The organism is Pantoea stewartii subsp. stewartii (genome assembly GCF_008801695.1).
GTDB lineage: Bacteria > Pseudomonadota > Gammaproteobacteria > Enterobacterales > Enterobacteriaceae > Pantoea > Pantoea stewartii.
In genome coordinates, this window is record NZ_VZPF01000027.1 from 1 (window position 1) to 19,182 (window position 19,182).

General features: G+C 55.2%; 18 protein-coding genes and 1 pseudogene. 12 read left to right on the forward strand and 7 right to left on the reverse strand.

The window, feature by feature from the left end:
* Both F7Q90_RS09645 and panM read left to right on the forward strand, forming a co-directional pair.
* Nucleotides 1-149: pseudogene (locus F7Q90_RS09645) on the forward strand (IS630 family transposase); the annotation flags it as partial.
* 159 nt (nt 150-308) lie between these two features.
* Complete coding sequence (panM, locus tag F7Q90_RS09655; RefSeq protein ID WP_006121050.1) at nt 309-695, forward strand: aspartate 1-decarboxylase autocleavage activator PanM; 387 nt, start codon at nt 309-311, stop codon at nt 693-695.
* A gap of 43 nt (nt 696-738) precedes the next feature.
* Here the strand turns inward: panM and rpoH are convergent, their stop codons facing one another.
* From rpoH to ftsY, 4 genes are all read right to left on the reverse strand, one after another.
* Nucleotides 739-1,596: an RNA polymerase sigma factor RpoH gene (rpoH, locus tag F7Q90_RS09660; protein WP_006121051.1), complete on the reverse strand. Its 858-nt coding sequence runs from the start codon at nt 1,594-1,596 to the stop codon at nt 739-741.
* Between the two features lie 230 nt (nt 1,597-1,826).
* Nucleotides 1,827-2,810 (reverse strand): permease-like cell division protein FtsX, encoded by a 984-nt coding sequence (gene ftsX / locus F7Q90_RS09665; protein WP_006121052.1) that lies wholly within the window; start codon nt 2,808-2,810, stop codon nt 1,827-1,829.
* Nucleotides 2,800-3,468 carry a cell division ATP-binding protein FtsE gene (gene ftsE / locus F7Q90_RS09670; RefSeq protein ID WP_006121054.1) on the reverse strand — a complete coding sequence of 223 codons (669 nt, stop codon included), beginning with the start codon at nt 3,466-3,468 and terminating at the stop codon, nt 2,800-2,802. The genes ftsX and ftsE overlap by 11 nt, the downstream gene beginning before the upstream one ends.
* A gap of 5 nt (nt 3,469-3,473) precedes the next feature.
* Nucleotides 3,474-5,183 (reverse strand): signal recognition particle-docking protein FtsY, encoded by a 1,710-nt coding sequence (gene ftsY, locus F7Q90_RS09675; RefSeq protein WP_006121055.1) that lies wholly within the window; start codon nt 5,181-5,183, stop codon nt 3,474-3,476.
* Between the two features lie 233 nt (nt 5,184-5,416).
* On the opposite strand from ftsY, the gene rsmD reads away from it, so the two are divergent.
* Nucleotides 5,417-6,016 (forward strand): 16S rRNA (guanine(966)-N(2))-methyltransferase, encoded by a 600-nt coding sequence (gene rsmD / locus F7Q90_RS09680; RefSeq protein ID WP_006121056.1) that lies wholly within the window; start codon nt 5,417-5,419, stop codon nt 6,014-6,016.
* Nucleotides 6,006-6,275, forward strand: a complete 270-nt coding sequence (locus F7Q90_RS09685) for a DUF1145 family protein (protein WP_006121057.1) — start codon at nt 6,006-6,008, stop codon at nt 6,273-6,275. Before rsmD ends, F7Q90_RS09685 begins: the two co-directional genes overlap by 11 nt.
* A gap of 28 nt (nt 6,276-6,303) precedes the next feature.
* On the opposite strand, the gene F7Q90_RS09690 is transcribed toward F7Q90_RS09685, so the two are convergent.
* Nucleotides 6,304-6,660 (reverse strand): DUF2500 domain-containing protein, encoded by a 357-nt coding sequence (locus F7Q90_RS09690; RefSeq protein ID WP_006121058.1) that lies wholly within the window; start codon nt 6,658-6,660, stop codon nt 6,304-6,306.
* 152 nt (nt 6,661-6,812) lie between these two features.
* On the opposite strand from F7Q90_RS09690, the gene F7Q90_RS09695 reads away from it, so the two are divergent.
* Together F7Q90_RS09695 and F7Q90_RS09700 are read left to right on the forward strand one after the other, a co-directional pair.
* A complete protein-coding gene (locus F7Q90_RS09695; RefSeq protein ID WP_006121059.1) occupies nt 6,813-7,442 on the forward strand; it encodes a lysoplasmalogenase in 630 nt (209 codons plus the stop codon).
* A gap of 87 nt (nt 7,443-7,529) precedes the next feature.
* Entirely contained in the window at nt 7,530-9,818 is a 2,289-nt protein-coding gene (locus tag F7Q90_RS09700; RefSeq protein ID WP_006121060.1) for a zinc/cadmium/mercury/lead-transporting ATPase, read from the forward strand.
* A 24-nt stretch (nt 9,819-9,842) separates the two neighbouring features.
* Here the strand turns inward: F7Q90_RS09700 and tusA are convergent, their stop codons facing one another.
* Nucleotides 9,843-10,094 (reverse strand): sulfurtransferase TusA, encoded by a 252-nt coding sequence (tusA, locus tag F7Q90_RS09705; RefSeq protein WP_006121061.1) that lies wholly within the window; start codon nt 10,092-10,094, stop codon nt 9,843-9,845.
* 205 nt (nt 10,095-10,299) lie between these two features.
* Between tusA and F7Q90_RS09710 the strand changes: the two genes are divergently transcribed.
* Together F7Q90_RS09710 and F7Q90_RS09715 are read left to right on the forward strand one after the other, a co-directional pair.
* Nucleotides 10,300-10,965 carry a 7-cyano-7-deazaguanine/7-aminomethyl-7-deazaguanine transporter gene (locus tag F7Q90_RS09710; protein WP_006121063.1) on the forward strand — a complete coding sequence of 222 codons (666 nt, stop codon included), beginning with the start codon at nt 10,300-10,302 and terminating at the stop codon, nt 10,963-10,965.
* Between the two features lie 117 nt (nt 10,966-11,082).
* Nucleotides 11,083-11,637 carry a DcrB family lipoprotein gene (locus tag F7Q90_RS09715; RefSeq protein ID WP_006121064.1) on the forward strand — a complete coding sequence of 185 codons (555 nt, stop codon included), beginning with the start codon at nt 11,083-11,085 and terminating at the stop codon, nt 11,635-11,637.
* 92 nt (nt 11,638-11,729) lie between these two features.
* Here the strand turns inward: F7Q90_RS09715 and F7Q90_RS09720 are convergent, their stop codons facing one another.
* Nucleotides 11,730-13,652, reverse strand: coding sequence for a bifunctional 5-dehydro-2-deoxygluconokinase/5-dehydro-2-deoxyphosphogluconate aldolase (locus tag F7Q90_RS09720; protein WP_006121065.1), 1,923 nt, complete (start codon nt 13,650-13,652; stop codon nt 11,730-11,732).
* Between the two features lie 525 nt (nt 13,653-14,177).
* On the opposite strand from F7Q90_RS09720, the gene iolD reads away from it, so the two are divergent.
* The 4 genes from iolD (at nt 14,178) to F7Q90_RS09740 (ending at nt 19,173) form a co-directional block, all read left to right on the forward strand.
* Nucleotides 14,178-16,118: a 3D-(3,5/4)-trihydroxycyclohexane-1,2-dione acylhydrolase (decyclizing) gene (gene iolD / locus F7Q90_RS09725; protein WP_006121066.1), complete on the forward strand. Its 1,941-nt coding sequence runs from the start codon at nt 14,178-14,180 to the stop codon at nt 16,116-16,118.
* Nucleotides 16,119-16,178: 60 nt separating this feature from the next.
* On the forward strand, nt 16,179-17,189 hold the full coding sequence (locus F7Q90_RS09730) for a Gfo/Idh/MocA family protein (protein WP_006121067.1): 1,011 nt from the start codon (nt 16,179-16,181) through the stop codon (nt 17,187-17,189).
* Between the two features lie 27 nt (nt 17,190-17,216).
* Entirely contained in the window at nt 17,217-18,113 is an 897-nt protein-coding gene (gene iolE / locus F7Q90_RS09735) for a myo-inosose-2 dehydratase (RefSeq protein WP_006121068.1), read from the forward strand.
* A 208-nt stretch (nt 18,114-18,321) separates the two neighbouring features.
* Entirely contained in the window at nt 18,322-19,173 is an 852-nt protein-coding gene (locus F7Q90_RS09740) for a MurR/RpiR family transcriptional regulator (protein ID WP_006121069.1), read from the forward strand.
* Nucleotides 19,174-19,182 lie beyond the last annotated feature (9 nt).

Below are 19,182 nucleotides of genomic sequence, written 5' to 3' on the forward strand. Positions count from 1 at the left end.
ATGTCGAACGGTTGTGGCAGGCGCTTCATGAGACAATAACCCGAAATCACCAGTGCAGTTCAATGTGGCAACTGTTGAAAAAGGTCCATCACTTTATGAATACCGTCAGCCCATTCCCCGGGGGAAAACATGGGCTGGCTAAAGTGTAGCGGTATTAGGATCAGTTATTTAAATGCTGACTACCTGTTTATAACTATTATCCTGGCACTCTGTCGCTGTTTTGACCTGTTTTATTGCGTAAAATGTGCCGGGGTTCTGATTACGGGAATTGACTACACTTTCGGCTTTTACACGGACAGGTGTTTGTTATGAAGCTTACTATTTTGCGGTTGACCTCTCTAACGCAGCAGGATCGGATCGATCTGGGGAAAATCTGGCCTGAGAGGGATTTGGCCACGCTGGAAAACGCGTTAAATGAAAATCACCGCCTTTATGTCGCACGCTTCAACGACCGTTTGCTGGCGGCGTTACAGTTAGAGATAGCCGGTATCCACGGTAAAGTGCATCATCTGACCGTCAGAGATGTCACGCGACGTCGCGGTGTCGGGCTATATTTGCTGGAAGACACGATGAAGCAGAACCCATCGCTGGAGGACTGGTGGATTGCTGATGACGGTAGCGAAGATCAACGCGTTCGGGCGGCGTTTATGCAGGCCTGTGGATTTCGTGCGCAGGTTGATGGCTGGGTAAAATAAATCGCGGGCAATAAAAAGGGCGACCTGAGGTCGCCCTGTCTCGTCAGGCTTCGATAGCCATTCGGAGTTTTTTCATCGCGTTCTTCTCAAGCTGTCGGACGCGCTCAGCAGAAACACCGTATTGATCGGCCAGTTCCTGCAGGGTGGTTTTGTTGTCTTCGTCCAGCCAGCGGGCACGGATAATATGCTGGCTGCGCTCGTCCAGCCCTTCCATTGCATAAGTCAGCTTATCGGCTGCATGCGATTCCCAGTTATCCTCTTCGATGCCGTCCGCAAAGTCAGAGGTTTTATCCTGGAGATACAGCACCGGCGCCATGGATTTTCCTTCGCCGCTTTCATCGTCAGCGGACATATCGAAGGTCATATCCTGAGCCGCCATGCGCGATTCCATTTCTCGCACATCTTTGCTGCTCACGCCCAGCTCACGCGCCACCATCTCGACTTCATCCTGGTTAAACCAGCCCAGACGCTGCTTGGTTTTACGCAGGTTAAAGAACAGCTTGCGCTGTGCCTTAGTGGTCGCCACTTTCACGATGCGCCAGTTACGCAGCACATATTCGTGAATTTCTGCTTTGATCCAGTGAACGGCAAAGGACACCAGACGAACACCCACTTCAGGATTGAAGCGACGAACGGCTTTCATCAAGCCAATGTTACCTTCCTGGATCAGGTCAGCCTGAGGCAGGCCATAGCCAGAATAGTTACGAGCGATATGAACAACAAAGCGTAGGTGAGACAGGATCAGCGTCTTTGCCGCATCCAGATCGCCCTGGTAATGCAGCCGTTCAGCCAACGCTTTTTCCTCTTCTGCCGACAGCATCGGCCAGGTGTTGGCAGCCCGAACGTAAGATTCCAGGTTGCCCAGAGGAGCAATAGCTAAAGTTTGCATTTCTTTGGTCATTCAAATCCTCACAAAATCAGTGGAATTGCCGCATCTTTCCATAAGCGCACGTCACATTATGTCAACGTCGCAGGAAAACCAAAAGCAATCTGTGCTACTTAGAAAACAAAGTTATCCACAAGTTCAATTATAGCAGTGAATATTTTACACACAGATGACAGCAGGGCAACACCCTCTGCGCCCACTGTCGGCAGCAGAGGATGATTATAACAAAAAAATGTTGCAGCGCTTTACTGGGGCGTAAATCGACGTAAATGTTGTACGGTTGCCAGCCAGGCGGCAATCCAGCCGATAATGGCGGCGATGAGCAACAGCAGTAACGCCTCATCCCAGGAAAACCCTTCCAGAGAGAAGGTGGTGCCAAATACCGACGACACCTGAGCCACAACAGACTGCAGGCGCAGCACCAGCACTTCAGACAGGATCAGGGAAAGTACCGCGCCACTGAACCCGAGTAACGCGCCACCATACAGGAACGGCCGCAGGATAAATCCATCCGTTGCCCCGATCAGCTTCTGAACGTTGATCGTATCGCGGCGGGCAAAAATACTCAGCCTGACGCTGTTACCAATCACGAGGAAGACCGCCACGATCATCAGGATACCGATCATCGACGCAATTTGACCGACCAGGCCGGTCAGCGCCGCCAGACGGGCAAACCAGCTGTCATCCATCCGTACCTCATCGACGCCCTGCACTTTCGCCACTCTGTCGCGTAACGTTTGCATGGTGTCCGAATTCTGGAAGTTGAGCTTTGGCGTAATGATAACGACAGCAGGCAGCGGATTCTGTTCCAGCATGTCCATCGCGCCGCCGAAGCCTGACCAGTTGCGGAATTCATTCAGGGCTTCTTCACGCGTCAGATAGTTAACGTGATCCACGCCCTCAACCTGTTTCAGTTGCGCGGTCACATTCTCAGCAGCCGTATCATCCAGCGTTTTTGAGAGATACACCGTCAGTTGCGGCGCGGGATACCACTGCGAAGCCGCCTGGCTGACGTTTTTCCACACCATATAGCAGACGCTGGGCAGCGTCAGGGAAATCGCAATCACCATCACTGTCAGCAACGTCGCCAGCGGCTGACGCCACATATCTGACAGCGTACCGCGTAGCGCGTAGCGCCACTGTTCCTGCCAGCCACCGCGTAACGCTTTACTCTTTGACGGTTGCTTCGCCTTCGGGGCTGCCGCGCGTTTGTTGCGTTTATTGACCATCGTGGCCTCCGTGCAGGCGTCCTTTATTCAGCGTCATTACCCGATAATTGCGGCGACCAATAAGGGCAACATCATGCGTCGCCATCAAAACGGTCACACCTACGCGGTTAAACTCTTCAAACAGGCGCAGGATGTCTTCTGACAGCGCCTCATCCAGGTTACCCGTTGGTTCGTCAGCCAGCAGAACGGCGGGCTTATTCACGACGGCACGGGCAATACCGACACGTTGCTGTTCACCGCCGGAGAGCTGAATAGGAAAACTTTTCGCTTTGTCGAGCAGGCCCACTTTATCGAGCGCCGCCGAAACACGACGACGGATATCCTCGCCGCTGGCACCGGAGATGATCAACGGGATGGCCACATTGTCATAAACGCTACGATCCATCAGCAGATGGTGATCCTGAAAGATCATCCCGATCTGACGACGCAGGAACGGCACTTCGCTGTTACGTAGGCGCGAAATATCGTGTCCGCTAAACCAGATTTGCCCGGCGCTGGGGCGCTCAATGCCACAAATCAGCTTCAGCAACGTACTCTTACCTGCCCCGGAGTGGCCGGTCAAAAACGCCATTTCGCCAGGACGCAGATTAAAATCTACGCCCTGCAGCGCCTGACGTCCGCCGAGATATGCCTTACTGACCTCTTCAAAGCGAATCATCCTAATTAGTCCTCTCGGGCAAACAGTGCCTCAATAAAATCCTCGGCCTTGAAGGGCCGTAAATCGTCGATGCCTTCTCCGACACCGATATAACGGATAGGGATGCCAAACTGATCGGCGACCGAGAAAATCACGCCACCTTTGGCTGTCCCATCCAGTTTAGTCAGTGTAATGCCGCTCAGCCCTACCGCTTCATGGAACAGTTTGGCCTGGCTGATGGCATTTTGCCCGGTACTGGCATCCAGGGTCAGCATGACTTCATGTGGCGCCTGCTCATCCAGCTTCTTCATCACACGGGTAATTTTCTTCAGCTCTTCCATCAGGTGCGATTTATTTTGCAAGCGCCCTGCGGTATCCGCGATCAACACGTCAACGCCACGTGATTTGGCCGCCTGGATGGCATCGAAAATCACCGAGGCAGAATCCGCGCCGGTATGCTGCGCGACAACGGGAATGTTGTTGCGCTGGCCCCAGACCTGAAGCTGTTCAACAGCTGCCGCACGGAACGTATCGCCCGCCGCCAGCATCACAGATTTACCTTCTGCCTGATACTGACGTGCCAGCTTGCCGATGGTGGTGGTTTTACCCACGCCGTTCACGCCGACCATTAAGATGACAAACGGGGTTTTACCTTCGACATTCAGCGGTTCATCGACTTTCGCCAGGATCGCCGCCATTTCGCTTTTCAGCAGGCCATAAAGCGCTTCCGCATCGCGCAGTTGCTTACGGTCAGCATGCTGCGTCAGGCTGGTAATAATGCGCCGCGTCGTTTCCACGCCCACGTCGGCAATCAGCAGTTGTTCTTCCAGTTCTTCGAACAGGTCATCGTCGATTTTCTTGCCACGGAACAGGCTGATAAAACCCGAGCCCAGGTTCTGGCGTGTCTTCACCAGGCTGCGCTTCAGGCGGGCAAAGAATCCCTCTTTGGTGGGGCGCTCCTGTTCCTGCTCGTGCGCTACCAGCGGTGCGGCGGCTAACGGAAGATCGCTGACCGTGTCGTCTGGCGCTGTCGCCCCGGCATCGTGCCCGACAGTTTCAACGTTAACAACATCCGCGTCTCCCAGCGCCAGTGCAGCCAGTTCTTCGTCACTCAACGGCGCATCGTCCGCCTGTTCAGTTTCAGCGATGGCAGCGTCGTGCGGCGCGATATCTGTCACGTCGGCATCCGCCAGCGCCAGCGCGGCCAGCTCATCGTCGCTCAGCGGCGCATCGTCCGCCTGTTCAGTTTCAGCGATGGCAGCGTCGTGCGGCGCGATATCTGTCACGTCGGCATCCGCCAGCGCCAGCGCGGCCAGCTCATCGTCGCTCAGCGGCGCATCGTCCGCCACAGGTGCCTGTTCAGGCGCGGATGAGGCAAGCTCAACCTCCGCTGACGGCAGTGCAGTCAGTTCCTCATCGTTGACGTCATCGGCAGGCTCAACGGGCGTGATCATACCGGTATGCGGATCAACCGCCGTTTCAGGCCAGGCTACACGGGCGGTAACCGGTACGTCTTCAGACGTAGCTGCATCACTTTCCTGTTGCTGTTCAACACGGTTTTCAGGTGCGGCACCGCGTTCCTGTTCAGCGGTTTCCGCCTGACTGCGTGCCGGGGCTTCCTGTTCTGGCTGCTGGGCTTCCGGTTGTGCCGTCTGCGCATCCGTTAAGGGTTGTTTCTCTTCTTCTTTGCCAAATCCCAGCCAGGAAAAAAAGCCTCGTTTCTTCTCTTTTGCCATTGTGTAACCACACTCCTCGATGGCTTCATCCCGGTAGCACAATGTTCCCAGGGTTAAAAACAGTATTGGTGATAAACGCCAAAGTGGCGTTAAACCGCAGAATTATGCATAACATCAGCAGCGTCGTAGTCTAACACTTTCCTGGCGGCACACCACAGCACCCTTTTTTAACGTTTCTTCTCATCGTTTCGCCCGTTAAACTACGCAACAAATTATGACGATTTGTGAGCAAGATGATAAAACCTCCCCGTAAAACAGGTGGTGCGGGCCAAATCCGCATTATTGGCGGACAGTGGCGCGGCCGCAAATTACCGGTGCCAGACAGCGCGGGTCTTCGTCCCACCACCGACAGGGTGCGAGAAACCCTGTTTAACTGGCTGGCACCCCACCTGCAGCAGGCTGACTGCCTGGATTGCTTTGCCGGAAGTGGCGCACTGGGGCTGGAAGCGCTCTCACGCTATGCCGCGTCGGCAACGCTGCTTGAGCTGGAGCGCCCGGTGGCGCAACAGCTGAGCAAAAACCTTCAGACATTGCAGGCCTCAAACGGCAACGTTGTACAAACCAACACCCTGAGCTGGCTGGCGCAGGACGGCCATCCCTTTGGTATCGTGTTTGTCGATCCTCCGTTTCGGCAGGGTTTGCTGGAGCAAACCCTGCAACTGCTGAAAAAAAATAACTGGCTGACAGCGGATGCACTCGTCTACGTTGAAAGCGAAGTTGAAAACGGCCCACCGCCGGTGCCGGTTCACTGGGATTTACATCGCGAAAAAATTGCGGGCCAGGTGGCCTATCGTTTATATCAGCGCCAACAGGAGACGCATGATGTTACTTAATTTAGGACGCCTGCTGATGCTGTGCGTATGGGGTTTTTTACTGTTTAACCTGATTCATCCGTATCCGAAGCCCCTGACCTGGTTCATCAATGTGGCCTTGATATTTATGATCCTGATGCACGGCCTGCAGTTAGTCCTGCTGCGCACGACGCAGGGCAAAGATGCACCACCGCTCGATCGCGCTACCCAGATCAAAGTCTTTTTGTTTGGCGTGTTCGAACTGGTTGCGTGGCAGAAAAAAAATTTCCCACGTAAATAAAGGATAACGGCGGGCATCACGCTCGCCGTCAGTTTTCGGCAGGCGTGAAGCGGATAAAACGCGTGCCCTGAAGTGTCAGCTCGCCTTTCGTGCCCTTGTCCATCAGATGGTAGTCGCTTTCATTAACGCGCATCTTAATATCGCTTTCGCCATTGAGCGGATGAAACCAGGCCTCATAGCGCATTTCGTCTCCGGCGATCACTTCGCGCTCACGTGAGCGGCGACTGGATACCGAAAACTCACGTTTGGTTTTGACCTCAACCGCGACGGTGCGTACCGGCGAGGCATCGTTGACGGCTGCCTCGCGCCGCTGTTTGATGAACTGGCGTGTCGCGAGTACGGCAATAATGGCCACGACGATAATAAAAAGTAGCGGTGGTTTCATCTTTCCTCAGCGTTTATCCGGTCTCAGATCGTCTTGCATTGCGCGATAAATCATACAACCAGAGTTGACCGATTGTCACATCGCGCTGGCATAACCTAGACTGACAGGAGTGTTTCAGGAACTGTCACCATTTTGGTAAAAAGGGAGAAGCAATGCTCTGGTCCTTTCTCGCTGTACTTTTCTCCGGCTGGCTGTACGTTGATGCCTCTTACCGGGGCCCGCAATGGCAACGCTGGTTATTTAAACCTGTCACGTTGCTCCTGTTAGTCGGTCTGGCCTGGCAGGCCCCCACACGCAATACATCTGATTACCTGATTGTGGCTGGGTTAGTCGCCACGCTCATCGGCGACACGCTGACGCTGCTCCCGCGGCAACAAATGCTTTATGCGCTGGGCGCGTTTTTCCTGTCGCATCTGCTGTACACGCTGTGTTTTGCGGCCAATATGACGATGACATTTTACTGGCCCATCCCACTAACGTTTCTGATCATCGGGGTGGTTGTGATTGGTGTGCTGTGGAGTAAGCTGGAAACGCTGCGCTGGCCCGTCTGTACGCTGATCGGCATGACGCTGGTCATGAACTGGATGGCTACTGAACAATATGTCTTCCGCCCCAGCGATTACAGCTTCTCAATTCTGGTTGGCTCTGCCCTGCTGCTGCTGGCTAATATCGTGTGGTTTATCAGTCATTTTCGCCGCCGTTTCAGCGCCGACAGCGCGATTGTCGCGGCCTGCTACTTTGCCGGTCACTTTATGATCGTCCGCTCCCTGTGGATCTACTGAAAAAAGACACAATAATGCTGGCGTTGGGTTAAACCTCTGGGTGTAAGATAAGCCGTGGGCACGTCGCCCACGTCTTCCGGAGGTTATATGCATCAACATCATACTTGTGGCTGCGGTAAGCCACGCAATACTCATCGAGCCGCAAAACCGCTTTGTGCCATTCGCCCTGTTCGTCCGGGCACCTTATCCATTACTGCGGCCTCTCCTGAAACGACAGAGCGCGCCAGCTGCGGCGGTGAATGTAGCTGCTCTGCCGCGTCTGCCGGCGAAGCCAGTGACGAAGGTGACCGACGACGATCCTCTGATGCTTTTCAGTTCAGCTGGCAGGTTAGCGGTATGGACTGCCCCAGTTGTGCCCGCGCAATCGAAACCGCCGTTCGCCAACTCCCTGACGTCCTGCAGGTCCGCGTCGTCTTTTCCAGTGAAAAACTTGTCGTTAATGCCCGCGCCCCGGTTCAGTCTGCAATAGAAGACGCGGTGGTAAAAGCAGGTTTTCATCTCTCCTCAACCTCTGTTTCTGCGCCTGCGCCATCGCCCTGGCGTGCCCGTTTCCCGCTTTTACTGCTTGCTGCGCTCATGGTAGCCAGCGCTGCGCTCAGTCAGGTGAGTGCCGTTTGGGGCGACCGGTTATTTATTCTGACGACGCTGGTCGGGCTGGTGCCGGTCGCGCGTAAGTCGTGGCAACGTCTGCGAACCGGCTCTGCCTTTACCATTGAAACTCTGATGACCCTGGCGTCGGCAGGTGCGTTATTAATTGGTGCGCATGCGGAAGCCGCCATGGTTCTGCTGCTGTTCCTGTTGGGCGAAAAACTGGAAGCCTATGCCGCAACCCGCGCGCGCAGTGGGGTAAGCCAGCTGATGGCGCTGCGTCCCGAGTTCGCTGTGCGCCTGCAAAATGGCACCCGTAGTGAGGTGCCCCTGTCCGCGTTGCAGCCTGGCGACCGGATCGTAATCGCCGCCGGTGGCCGTTTGCCGGTCGACGGCTGCTTACTGGCGGAAAGCGCCAGTTTCGATGAGAGCGCGCTGACGGGCGAGTCGGTACCGGTGCTGCGTCAGCGTGGCGAAAAAATACTGGCGGGTGCGACCAGCGTTGATCGTCTGGTGGAACTGGAGGTGGTTTCCAGGCCTGGCGAAAGTGCCATTGACCGCATTTTGCAGTTGATTGAGGAAGCCGAAAGTCATCGTGCTCCGGTAGAACGTTTTATCGATAACTTTAGCCGGATTTACACGCCAGCCATCATGCTGCTGGCCCTGCTGGTGATGGTGCTGCCGCCCCTGTTTGGCGCGGGTGCCTGGCTGCCCTGGGTTTATAAAGGCCTGACGCTGCTGTTGATCGGCTGTCCCTGTGCGCTGGTGATCTCCACGCCCGCCGCCATCACGTCCGGACTGGCCGCCGCCGCCCGCCGTGGTGCGCTGATTAAAGGAGGCGCGGCCCTGGAACGGCTGAGCACAGTGCAGACGATCGCGTTCGATAAAACGGGTACGCTGACAGAAGGCCGGCCGCAGTTGACGCGAATTTTGCCGTTCGGCGAGGCTAACGAAGACGCGATTCTGCAATTAGGTGCCGCGGTGGAACAAGGTTCTACCCATCCACTGGCAACGGCGATTGTGGCAGCCGCACAGTCCAGGGCACTGCCGCTTCCGTCTGCCACTCAACAGCAGGCACTGGCGGGAAGCGGTATTCAGGCTGAAGTGGACGGCCAGCGTATAACGTTGCTGGCACCGTCGTACGTCAGCAGCCTGAGCCCGGCGCACCAGGCAATGGTGCATGAGCAGGAAGCCCAGGGCGAAACCCTTGTGATGGTGCTGCGTAATGGCGAGGTGCTGGGGGCGCTGGCCTTACGGGACAAGCTGCGCAGCGAAACCCCCGCCGCCTTGCAGGCCTTAAAAGCGCTTGGCATCAACAGCCTCATGCTGACAGGTGATAACCCGCGGGCGGCCGCTGTCGTCGCCCAACCTTTAGGCATCGCCTGGCATGCCAGCCTGTTGCCAGCCGGTAAGGTGGAGGCGGTTCGTCAGCTCAGTGAGCAGCAGGTGGTGGCGATGGTGGGCGACGGTATCAACGATGCGCCAGCCATGAAGGCCGCCACGCTGGGTATTGCGATGGGCAGTGGGACGGATGTCGCGCTGGAAACGGCGGATGCCGCCCTGACGCGCAATCAGCTCAGCAACCTGGCCCCGATGATTGCTCTGGCGCGCCGCACCCGGGCGATTATCCGTCAGAATATTGCTATTGCGCTGGGGCTGAAGGCGCTGTTCCTGGTGACGACGCTGGCGGGGTTAACGGGATTGTGGCTGGCGGTGCTGGCTGATTCCGGTGCCACCGCACTGGTCACGGCAAACGCGTTGCGGCTGTTGCGCACGCGGGATGCATAACCTGACGGCGGCTCACTGCCGCCGTTATTCTCCCATCCCTTTCTGAATCAAAAACTGGTAAGGCAGCGTGTCGGTTTGTTCGGCCAGTAGCTGGTGCTCCATAAACCGGCAAAAACCAGGGATATCCCGCGTGGTTGCCGGATCGTCCGCGATAATCAGCAGCGTTTCACCGTCCTGCATGCCGCGCACCGTTTTACGTACCATCATGACCGGCTCGGGACAACGCAGGCCCTGAGCATCCAGTTGATGGTCGGCGGAAGAAAATGCATCACTCATGACGGTCTCGATTTCAGTTAACGGGCGCTTATTCTAGCGCGTCCGCCCTTTGACGCAAGGCGGTAACGATTGCGTTAAAATTAGCCATTGCATTAATAGCACAACAGGGTAAGATGCGGCCGTTTTTTGTTCATAAAACTGCAGCGCACTGAATGTTCAGTTGCCTGCACTGGGTTCCCTCACCCCACCACTAAAAAGGCTTACTATGCTCGCATTTACCCCGCGTCAGCGCGCTCATACGCTCGTCTGGTTGTCCCTGTTTCATCTGCTGGTGATCACTTCCAGCAATTATCTGGTGCAGTTGCCTGTTTCCCTTTTCGGTTTTCATACCACCTGGGGCGCCTTTGGCTTTCCGTTTATTTTCCTGGCCACTGATCTGACCGTGCGCATCTTTGGTGCGCCGCTTGCACGCCGCATTATTCTGGCGGTGATGGTGCCGGCCCTGTTTATCTCTTACGCGATTTCCAGCCTGTTTTACCAGGGCGAATGGCAAGGCTGGCAGGCGCTGCAACAGGTAAACCTGTTTGTCGCCCGTATCGCCTGCGCCAGCTTTATGGCTTACGCATTGGGCCAGATTCTGGATGTGCACGTTTTCAACCGCCTGCGTCGCTTGCCGCAGTGGTGGGTGGCGCCAGGCTGTGCCATGTTTTTAGGCAACATCAGCGATACGCTGGCCTTCTTTTTCATTGCCTTCTACAAAAGCTCCGATCCGTTTATGGCACAGCACTGGGTAGAAATCGCTCTGGCCGATTACAGTTTCAAAGTGCTGATTTGTATGATTTTCTTTTTGCCTGCCTATGGTGTTTTACTCAACGCTGCGCTCAAACGCCTGGCCGAACGCCAGGCCCAGCCGCAGATACATTTCGGCTAACCGGCAATACAGCCTTTCCTGACAATCCGCTAAAATCTCCTGACAATATTCAGGTTGCGTTTGCAACCTGATTCCTGTTGTATAAACGCCTTCGTGGAATGTTAAAAAGGGATTCTGATGCGTAATTTAGTGAAATATGCGGGAATTGGTTTGCTGGTACTCGGCCTTGCCGCCTGCGATCAAAAGAAAGATGAAGCAGCAAACGATAATGGCGCATCTGCCAGTCAGTCTGCACAAACCGTGGCGCTGATGGACGGTAAATTACGTTTTACCCTGCCACCTGGCCTGTCAGATAAGAGCGGTAAACTGGGTTCTCAGAGTACCAACATGCACGTTTATGCTGATGAAAGCGGTGCGCGGGCGATTATCGTCATTGCCGGCGAGCCGACGAATGAGGCTCTGGATGTGTTAGCGCAACGCATGGAACAACAGCAGCGTAATCGCGATCCCCAGCTTCAGGTTGTCTCCAATAAAGCGGTCACGCTGGGCGGTGAGCCGGCACAGCAGCTGGATACCGTCATCTCAGCAAACAACCAGACCTCCTGGTCCTCGGTTGTTCTGGCCAAAGTCGATGGTAAGCTGATGACGATGCAGATTACGCTGCCCGGGGACAATCAACAGCAGGCCCAAAGCGATGCTGAAACCGTGGTGAAAAGCATTACCCTGAAATAACGGCAAGGGCACACCACCCCACCGCGCGTTAATACTGAGCCATGCAATGATCATTCTGCCGCATGGCTCAGTTATCACTCATCCCTTCTGCTTTAGACACACTGTTCGCGCGCCTGACGCCAGTAATCAATCAGCCGCAGGTAGTTCTCTTTTACCGCCGCCACCAGTGCGTCGTCACGTATTTCACCCTGCAACCACTGGCGCGAGGGCTGTGCAAAGATTGTGCGCCCCACCGCAAACCCTTTTACCCACGGGGCCTGCGCCGCCGCGGCAAACCCCGCTTTAAGCGTGGCTTCTGGCGCATCAAGTCCCAGTAATAAAATGCCACGACAGTAAGGATCCTGCTGTTCGATCAAGGCACCTATGTCACGCCAGCTTGCCGGAGACAGGGGTGGGAGCTTCCACCAGTCAGGCTTGATGCCAAGCGCATAAAAGTGGTTCAGCATCTTCAGAAAATGCGCTTCATTGTGGTCTGGCTGGCTGTCAGGCAGGATCACTTCCAGCAGTAACTCATGACCGCTCTGGTTACAGCTTTTCCACACTTCCAGCAACAGCGCGTCCTGCTCCTCGCGCAGTTCGGCACTGTCGTGAGGATGATAAAACACCAGGCATTTTACCACATGCTCCGCTGGCCAGCCGATCAACTGGGAACCAATGCTGCCATGTTCCAGGCGTAACGGACGCGACCCCGGTAGTTCAATGGGTCGGCCAATCCATCGGTTCTTACCCGTAATCGCATTCAGCGTTTTCTGACCGAAGGTCGTGTCCGCCAGAATGCCGCTTTTACTTTCAATGCCGGCTTGCTGCACGGCCTGCTCCGCAGCCTGCAATAGCAAAAGTTTCAACTGCGGAATGCGCGAAACGTCCGCGCCAGCCTCCGTAGCCATCTCTACCAGCTGTTTGCGGTGATCAAAAGCGAAAATATTCAGTTCCGGCCAGGCGTGTTGACGCGACGTGACGCGGTGCAGATGGGTCAGACGGCTATCCAGATCGGGGCGTTTCACGTCCTGTTCGCGGCTTAAAAAGTCATCCAGCTCCTGTCGGGTGGGCATCGCAGGGGCGCACCCGTGTCGCGAAACCACCAACGCGCCACAGGCGTTTGCGTAGCGGCAGGCCTGTTCCCATCCTTCATCATTTAACCAACCGCGCAGCAGACCGGACATAAACGCGTCCCCTGCACCCAGCACATTCAGGACCTCGACACGCACGCCGCTGTGCAGTTTCACCGCTGCCCAGTTGTCTGGAATCGCGCCTTCAAATACCACGCATCCCATTGCTCCTCGCTTACAGACCAGCGTTGCGTTGCTCACCGTGCGCACGTTTTTCAGCGCGGTCAGCGTATCGGTGCTGCCGCCTGCGATATGAAACTCTTCTTCCGTGCCGACAATGAGATCGAAATAATGCATAACCTGCTGCAGTTGCGCGGTGACTTCAGAGGAGGCAATAAACCGGGTTTCCCCGTCCCCCAGTGAAGTCAGGCCCCACAATACCGGGCGATAGTCGATGTCCAGCGCGGTACGCAGACCATGCTTACGGGCATACTCCAGCGCTTTCAGCACGGCCGCTCGCGTCTGCGGGTGCGACAAATGCGTGCCGGTTACCGCAACCGAGCGAGAAGAAGCGATAAAGTCTTCATTAATGTCGTCTGGCACCAGGGCCATATCGGCGCAGTTGTCGCGGTAAAAAATCAGCGGAAAAGTGTCTTCATCTTTAATGCCCAGGATGACCAGAGCGGTCAGCCGCTTTTTGTCCGTGATAAGTGCTTCTGTATTGCAGCCGACCCGCTGCAAACTTTCCCGCAGAAAACGGCCATTATGTTCATCGCCTACACGAGCCAGCATGGCGGATTTCAGCCCCTGAATCGCCGTACCGTATGCGACATTGCCTGATGACCCGCCCAGATATTTCGCGAAAGACGTGGTGTCTTCCAGCCGCGCGCCAATTTGCTGACCATAGAAGTCGACGGCAATGCGTCCGATACAAATCACATCAAGACGCTTCTGTTCTCTCTGCATGCTTCTGGTTTCCTTCTGTGATGAGCAGACACTGCGGACAGGTTGTGCGTGGGGTCTGAAGGTGTCTGGTTAACGATAAACGCAGTATGAGGAACAAATATTCCAAACTCAATTCAAAATGAAACTTACACTGCGATTATGTGAAGCAGTTAAAAATCTGTTATGCCCGACACGTCAGTCAGGCGTTGCCGGACGGGACCTCGCGGACCCGGTGCGACAGGGCCATGACGCTCCTGCCCGTTTTGCAGCATCTTTCTGCGTGATGAAATAAAATCTCGAAAACTTTGTAACTCTCACTAAACATTCCAGTTACGCTTATGGCATAGCTTCCCGCTGTCCTGTCAGCAAGGGTAAATTTGATCCCCCTCGCAAAATGAAATATTTCTTCTGTAATCGTATTTTATGAAAAATGCATTTATTTATAATTCTCTGACATTTCAGTTCTTCAGGTAGCCTTTTCCGTTACGTCACGCCTTTTTAGCGCGGTGCCGGACTCTGCTACTGCCAGCACGTTGAGGAAGGTTTATGGCCACCATCAAACTGACTACCGCACAGGCATTAGTTAAGTTTCTCGATAATCAATACATTGATGTAGACGGCACAGAGACAAAGTTTGTAAAAGGCATTTTTGCCATTTTCGGTCATGGCAATGTGTTGGGACTGGGACAAGCGCTGGAGCACGACAGCGGCGATCTGGTGGTCTATCAGGGGCGTAATGAACAAGGGATGGCCCACGCCGCAACGGGCTTTGCCAAACAGTCTTTGCGCCGCCAGATTATCGCCTGTACGTCGTCCGTAGGGCCTGGCGCCGCCAATATGCTGACGGCCGCCGCCACTGCCACCGCAAACCGAATTCCTCTTCTGCTCCTGCCGGGCGACGTCTTTGCCACCCGCCAGCCCGATCCGGTCCTGCAGCAGATTGAGCAGCCCTGGGATCTGAGTATCAGCACCAACGACGCCTTTCGTGCCGTCAGTAAATACTGGGACCGCGTCAGCCGTCCGGAGCAACTGATGAGCGCCTGTATTAACGCCATGCGCGTCCTGACCGATCCGGCTGAAACGGGTGCCGTCACGCTCTCTTTACCGCAGGATGTTCAGGGTGAAGCCTGGGATTATCCGGATTATTTCTTCCAGAAACGCGTTCATCGTCTGGATCGGCGTCAACCCACCGTTGCCCAGCTCGAAGATGCGCTGAAGCTCATCATCCGTAAACGTAAGCCATTAATTATCTGCGGCGGGGGCGTGAAATATTCCGGCGCAGGCGAGGCACTGCGTGCATTTGCCGAACGCTATCAGATTCCGTTTGCTGAAACCCAGGCGGGAAAAGGTACCTTATTATCTGATCATCCTCTCAACGTCGGCGGCGTGGGTGAAACCGGCTGTCTGGCGGCCAACCTGCTGGCAAAAGAGGCCGATCTGGTGATAGGCATTGGAACGCGCTACACCGATTTCACCACCTCGTCGAAATGGATCTTCCGGCATCCTGATGTGAGCTTTCTGAATGTCAACGTCAGCAACTTTGACAGTTATAAGCTCGATGGCGTGCAGTTGCTGGCCGACGCACGTGAAGCACTGCTGGCGCTCAGCCATGGACTGGTTTCACAGCACTATGCCAACGACTGGGGCGATCAGATTGCCCTGGCCCGGCAGCAGCTGGAAGACGAGACACAGCGCGTTTATCACATCACGCCCAACGATACCGCCTTTGAGCCTGAGATTACCGATCACCTTGACCGAAAAGCCGTCTATGCCGAATTTAACCGCCTTACGCAGTCTTTGCTGACACAAAGCAGCGTAGTGGGCACGCTGAATCAGCACCTGCCTGCCGATGCCGTGATCGTGGGCGCTGCGGGCAGCCTGCCCGGCGACCTGCAACGCGCCTGGCGTACGCGGGGTTATAACGGCTATCACCTTGAATATGGTTACTCTTGCATGGGGTACGAAGTGAATGCGGCACTGGGCGTCAAACTGGCGCAGCCTGAGCGAGAGGTTTATGCCCTGGTAGGCGATGGCTCGTTCATGATGCTGCATTCCGAGCTGGTGACCTCCCTTCAGGAAGGGGCGAAAATCAATGTGGTCCTGCTGGATAACATGAGCAATGGCTGCATTAACAACCTGCAAATGGGGCACGGCATGGACAGCTTTGTTACCGAGTTCCGTTTCCGTAATCCGGATGGTGGCAAGCTCGACGGCGGACTGGTTCCGGTGGATTTTGCCGCCATTGCTGCCGGTTATGGCTGCAAAACCTATCGCGTCAGTACGCTGGAGCAGCTTACCGCCGCGCTGGAAGACGCAAAAACGCAGCGCGTTTCCACGCTGATTGATATCAAAGTGCTGCCCAAGACCATGATTCACAACTACTTCAGCTGGTGGCACGTTGGTGTGGCACAAACCGCCCACTCGACGCGCGCGCAACAGGTGGCGAACACGCTGAATACGCATCTGGCTCAGGCCCGTAAATACTGATTTCCGGGCCGTCTGACGGCCCATGTTTCTACTCTCCGATTTAACCCTACAGGTGTAATTATGACATTGAAACTTGGTGTGATTGGAACAGGTGCGATTGGTCAGGAGCACATTCGCCGCTGCAACAATGTCTTAGAAGGGGCAAAAGTGGTTGCGGTATCCGATATCAATGCGGAAGGCGCCAAAGCCGCGCTGCAACGTCTGAACAGTGATGCAGACGTATGCGAGGATGGCTTCGCAGTCATTCAGTCACCCAACGTGGATGCCGTGCTCGTCACCTCCTGGGACCCGACCCATGAAGCGTTCACGCTGGCCGCCATTGAAGCGGGCAAACCGGTCTTCTGTGAGAAGCCGCTGGCGATGAGCGCTGAAGGCTGTCGTCGTATCGTGGACGCCGAGATCAAACACGGCAAACGTCTCGTACAGGTCGGCTTTATGCGCCCCTACGATGCCGGTTATCGGGCATTGAAAAAGGTGATTACCGATGGCGATATCGGTGAGCCGCTGATGCTGCATTGCGCGCACCGCAACCCGACGGTGCCGGAAAACTACAACACCGAAATGGCGATTACCAATACGCTGATCCACGAGCTGGATGTCCTGCGCTGGCTGACCCGCGACGACTATAAAACCGTGCAGGTGGTGTTCCCGCGCATCAGTTCTAAAGCCCGTCCACACCTGAAAGACCCGCAAATCGTTCTGTTTGAAACGCAAAAAGGGATTCGCATTGATGTGGAGATCTTTGTGAACTGTACCTACGGCTACGATATTCAGTGCGAAGTCGTGGGCGAGGAAGGTATCGCCAGGCTGCCCGAGCCGTCATCGGTACAGTTACGTAAAGACGCCAAACTGTCCAATACCATTCTGGTCGACTGGAAAGATCGCTTTATTGAGGCGTACGACGTTGAGCTACAGGCCTTTATCAACGACGTAAAAGCGGGCCAGTTAACCGGTCCTTCCGCATGGGATGGTTTTGCCGCCTCGGTCGCTGCTGACGCCTGTATCAAAGCGCAGAAGAGCGGCGCGATCGAACCCATTGAAATGCCCGCCCGTCCGGCATTTTATAACTGACTCCTCTCGCCTTCAGGCAGGTAACTGATGAACAATCAAAAGGTTAAGCTGGCGATCGCGCCCATTGGCTGGACGAATGATGATATGCCCGAACTGGGCAGCGAAAACACCTTCCAGCAAACGGTTAGTGAAATGGCGCTGGCCGGGTTCACCGGCAGTGAAGTCGGCAGTAAATACCCACGCGATCCTGCGGTTCTGAAACCGATGCTGGAGATTCGCGGTATCGAGATCTGTAACGCCTGGTTCAGCACCTTCTTTGCACAGGGCGACAAAGCGAAAACGATTGAGGGATTCACCGAGCACATGAATTTCCTCTTCGAGATGGGCGCCCGGGTGATTGGGTGCTCTGAACAAAGCAAGAGCATACAAGGCACGACGCTGGCGGTGCTGGACGATAAGCCCGTGTTTAACGACGATGAATGGCAGCGCACGGCGGAAGGCTACAATGAACTGGCTGCGATCGCCGCCCGTAAAGGCATGCGCGTCTGCCTGCACCATCACATGGGCACCGCTATCCAGACGCCAGCAGAAATTGACCGTTTTATGGCCATGACGAACGATACTGTCGGCTTACTTTACGACACCGGCCATATCTACTATTCCGAAGGCTCACAGCAGGCCATGCTGGCGGTACTGGAAAACCACTTGCCACGTATTTTCCACGTGCACCTCAAAGATGTGCGGGATGACATCGTCGCTGAAGTCAGAGATCAGCATCTGTCTTTCCTGGACGGCGTAAAAAAAGGCACCTTTACCGTGCCGGGCGATGGCGTGATCGACTTTAAACCCGTGTTTAAAATCCTTGATGATTACGGCTATCAAGGCTGGATGGTGGTGGAGGCAGAGCAGGATCCCGCGCTGGCGAATCCATTTGAGTATGCGGTGAAGGCACGAAAATATATTCGCGAGCACACCGGGCTGTAAATTCACCCTGACGCAGGACGATATGCATAAGGCTGCCCCAGGGCAGCCTTTTTTCAGCCCGATCGCACCGTTTGAGGGCGAATCTGTGAGTTATTTCATAAACCAATGAAATAAATTATGCCTGAAAAACAAACAAATGAAATTTTCCATCCATCTGGTATCATAGCGATTCTTATCCAGCCACGCTTTCCGCACATGAGCCGACGTAATGAGCAATAACCCTTCCCAACTTTCACTGCTGCAGGACGAGATTCGTCGCCGTTATGAAACGCTGAGTAAGCGTCTGAAGCAGGTGGCTCGTTATATTCTTGATAACAGTAACAGCATCGCCTTTGATACCGTCGCGTCTATTGCTCAGCAGGCCGATGTGCCGCCTTCGACCCTGATTCGCTTTGCCAACGCCTTTGGTTTTAGCGGCTTCAACGAAATGAAACAAATTTTTCGTCAGCATCTGATGGAAGAGACGGTTAACTACACCGAACGGGCACGCCTGTTCCGCCAGACCGCCGCAGACGACGCAGCGAACGCGCCTGAAAGCCCGGCGGAAATTCTGAATGTCTTCACCATGGTAAACAGCCAGGCGTTGCAGCAACTGGCGATGCAGGTGAGCCCGGAGCAGTTGAACAAAACGGTGCAGTTACTCAATGATGCCGAGAACGTCTATGTTATCGGCCTGCGTCGCTCGTTCAGTGTCGCCTCCTATCTGGTTTATGCCCTGCGCCATCTGGAGCGCCGCGCCTTTCTGATTGACGGGTTAGGCGGCATGTTCACTGAACAGCTGACGCTGGTGAATCCGAAAGACGTGGTGATTGCTATCAGTTGTTCGCCTTACGCCCGCGAAGCGGTAGAAGTGGTTGAGCTGGGCGCCAGGCGCGGTGCCCGCCTGATTGCGATTACGGACAGCCAGGTGAGCCCTCTGGCCGCGTTCAGCGACGTTTGCTTTGTGGTGCGGGAAGCCCAGGTTGACGGTTTCCGCTCTCAGGTGGCTTCACTCTGTCTGGCTCAGACGCTGGCGGTTTCCCTGGCGCTGAACAATGCCCGGACGCCCCCCGCATCCTGACGATCGCGC

What these genes read in the sequence shown, in the direction of transcription:
- tusA (WP_006121061.1), bottom strand. Translation starts at nt 10,094, where the DNA reads ATGAGTGATGCATTTTCTTCCGCCGACCATCAACTGGATGCTCAGGGC.
- ftsY (WP_006121055.1), bottom strand. Translation starts at nt 5,183, where the DNA reads ATGGCAAAAGAGAAGAAACGAGGCTTTTTTTCCTGGCTGGGATTTGGC.
- ftsX (WP_006121052.1), bottom strand. Translation starts at nt 2,810, where the DNA reads ATGGTCAATAAACGCAACAAACGCGCGGCAGCCCCGAAGGCGAAGCAA.
- F7Q90_RS09695 (WP_006121059.1), top strand. Translation starts at nt 6,813, where the DNA reads ATGCTCTGGTCCTTTCTCGCTGTACTTTTCTCCGGCTGGCTGTACGTT.
- panM (WP_006121050.1), top strand. Translation starts at nt 309, where the DNA reads ATGAAGCTTACTATTTTGCGGTTGACCTCTCTAACGCAGCAGGATCGG.
- F7Q90_RS09710 (WP_006121063.1), top strand. Translation starts at nt 10,300, where the DNA reads ATGCTCGCATTTACCCCGCGTCAGCGCGCTCATACGCTCGTCTGGTTG.
- rpoH (WP_006121051.1), bottom strand. Translation starts at nt 1,596, where the DNA reads ATGACCAAAGAAATGCAAACTTTAGCTATTGCTCCTCTGGGCAACCTG.
- rsmD (WP_006121056.1), top strand. Translation starts at nt 5,417, where the DNA reads ATGATAAAACCTCCCCGTAAAACAGGTGGTGCGGGCCAAATCCGCATT.
- F7Q90_RS09740 (WP_006121069.1), top strand. Translation starts at nt 18,322, where the DNA reads ATGAGCAATAACCCTTCCCAACTTTCACTGCTGCAGGACGAGATTCGT.
- iolE (WP_006121068.1), top strand. Translation starts at nt 17,217, where the DNA reads ATGAACAATCAAAAGGTTAAGCTGGCGATCGCGCCCATTGGCTGGACG.
- F7Q90_RS09700 (WP_006121060.1), top strand. Translation starts at nt 7,530, where the DNA reads ATGCATCAACATCATACTTGTGGCTGCGGTAAGCCACGCAATACTCAT.
- F7Q90_RS09720 (WP_006121065.1), bottom strand. Translation starts at nt 13,652, where the DNA reads ATGCAGAGAGAACAGAAGCGTCTTGATGTGATTTGTATCGGACGCATT.
- F7Q90_RS09690 (WP_006121058.1), bottom strand. Translation starts at nt 6,660, where the DNA reads ATGAAACCACCGCTACTTTTTATTATCGTCGTGGCCATTATTGCCGTA.
- iolD (WP_006121066.1), top strand. Translation starts at nt 14,178, where the DNA reads ATGGCCACCATCAAACTGACTACCGCACAGGCATTAGTTAAGTTTCTC.
- F7Q90_RS09715 (WP_006121064.1), top strand. Translation starts at nt 11,083, where the DNA reads ATGCGTAATTTAGTGAAATATGCGGGAATTGGTTTGCTGGTACTCGGC.
- F7Q90_RS09730 (WP_006121067.1), top strand. Translation starts at nt 16,179, where the DNA reads ATGACATTGAAACTTGGTGTGATTGGAACAGGTGCGATTGGTCAGGAG.
- F7Q90_RS09685 (WP_006121057.1), top strand. Translation starts at nt 6,006, where the DNA reads ATGTTACTTAATTTAGGACGCCTGCTGATGCTGTGCGTATGGGGTTTT.
- ftsE (WP_006121054.1), bottom strand. Translation starts at nt 3,468, where the DNA reads ATGATTCGCTTTGAAGAGGTCAGTAAGGCATATCTCGGCGGACGTCAG.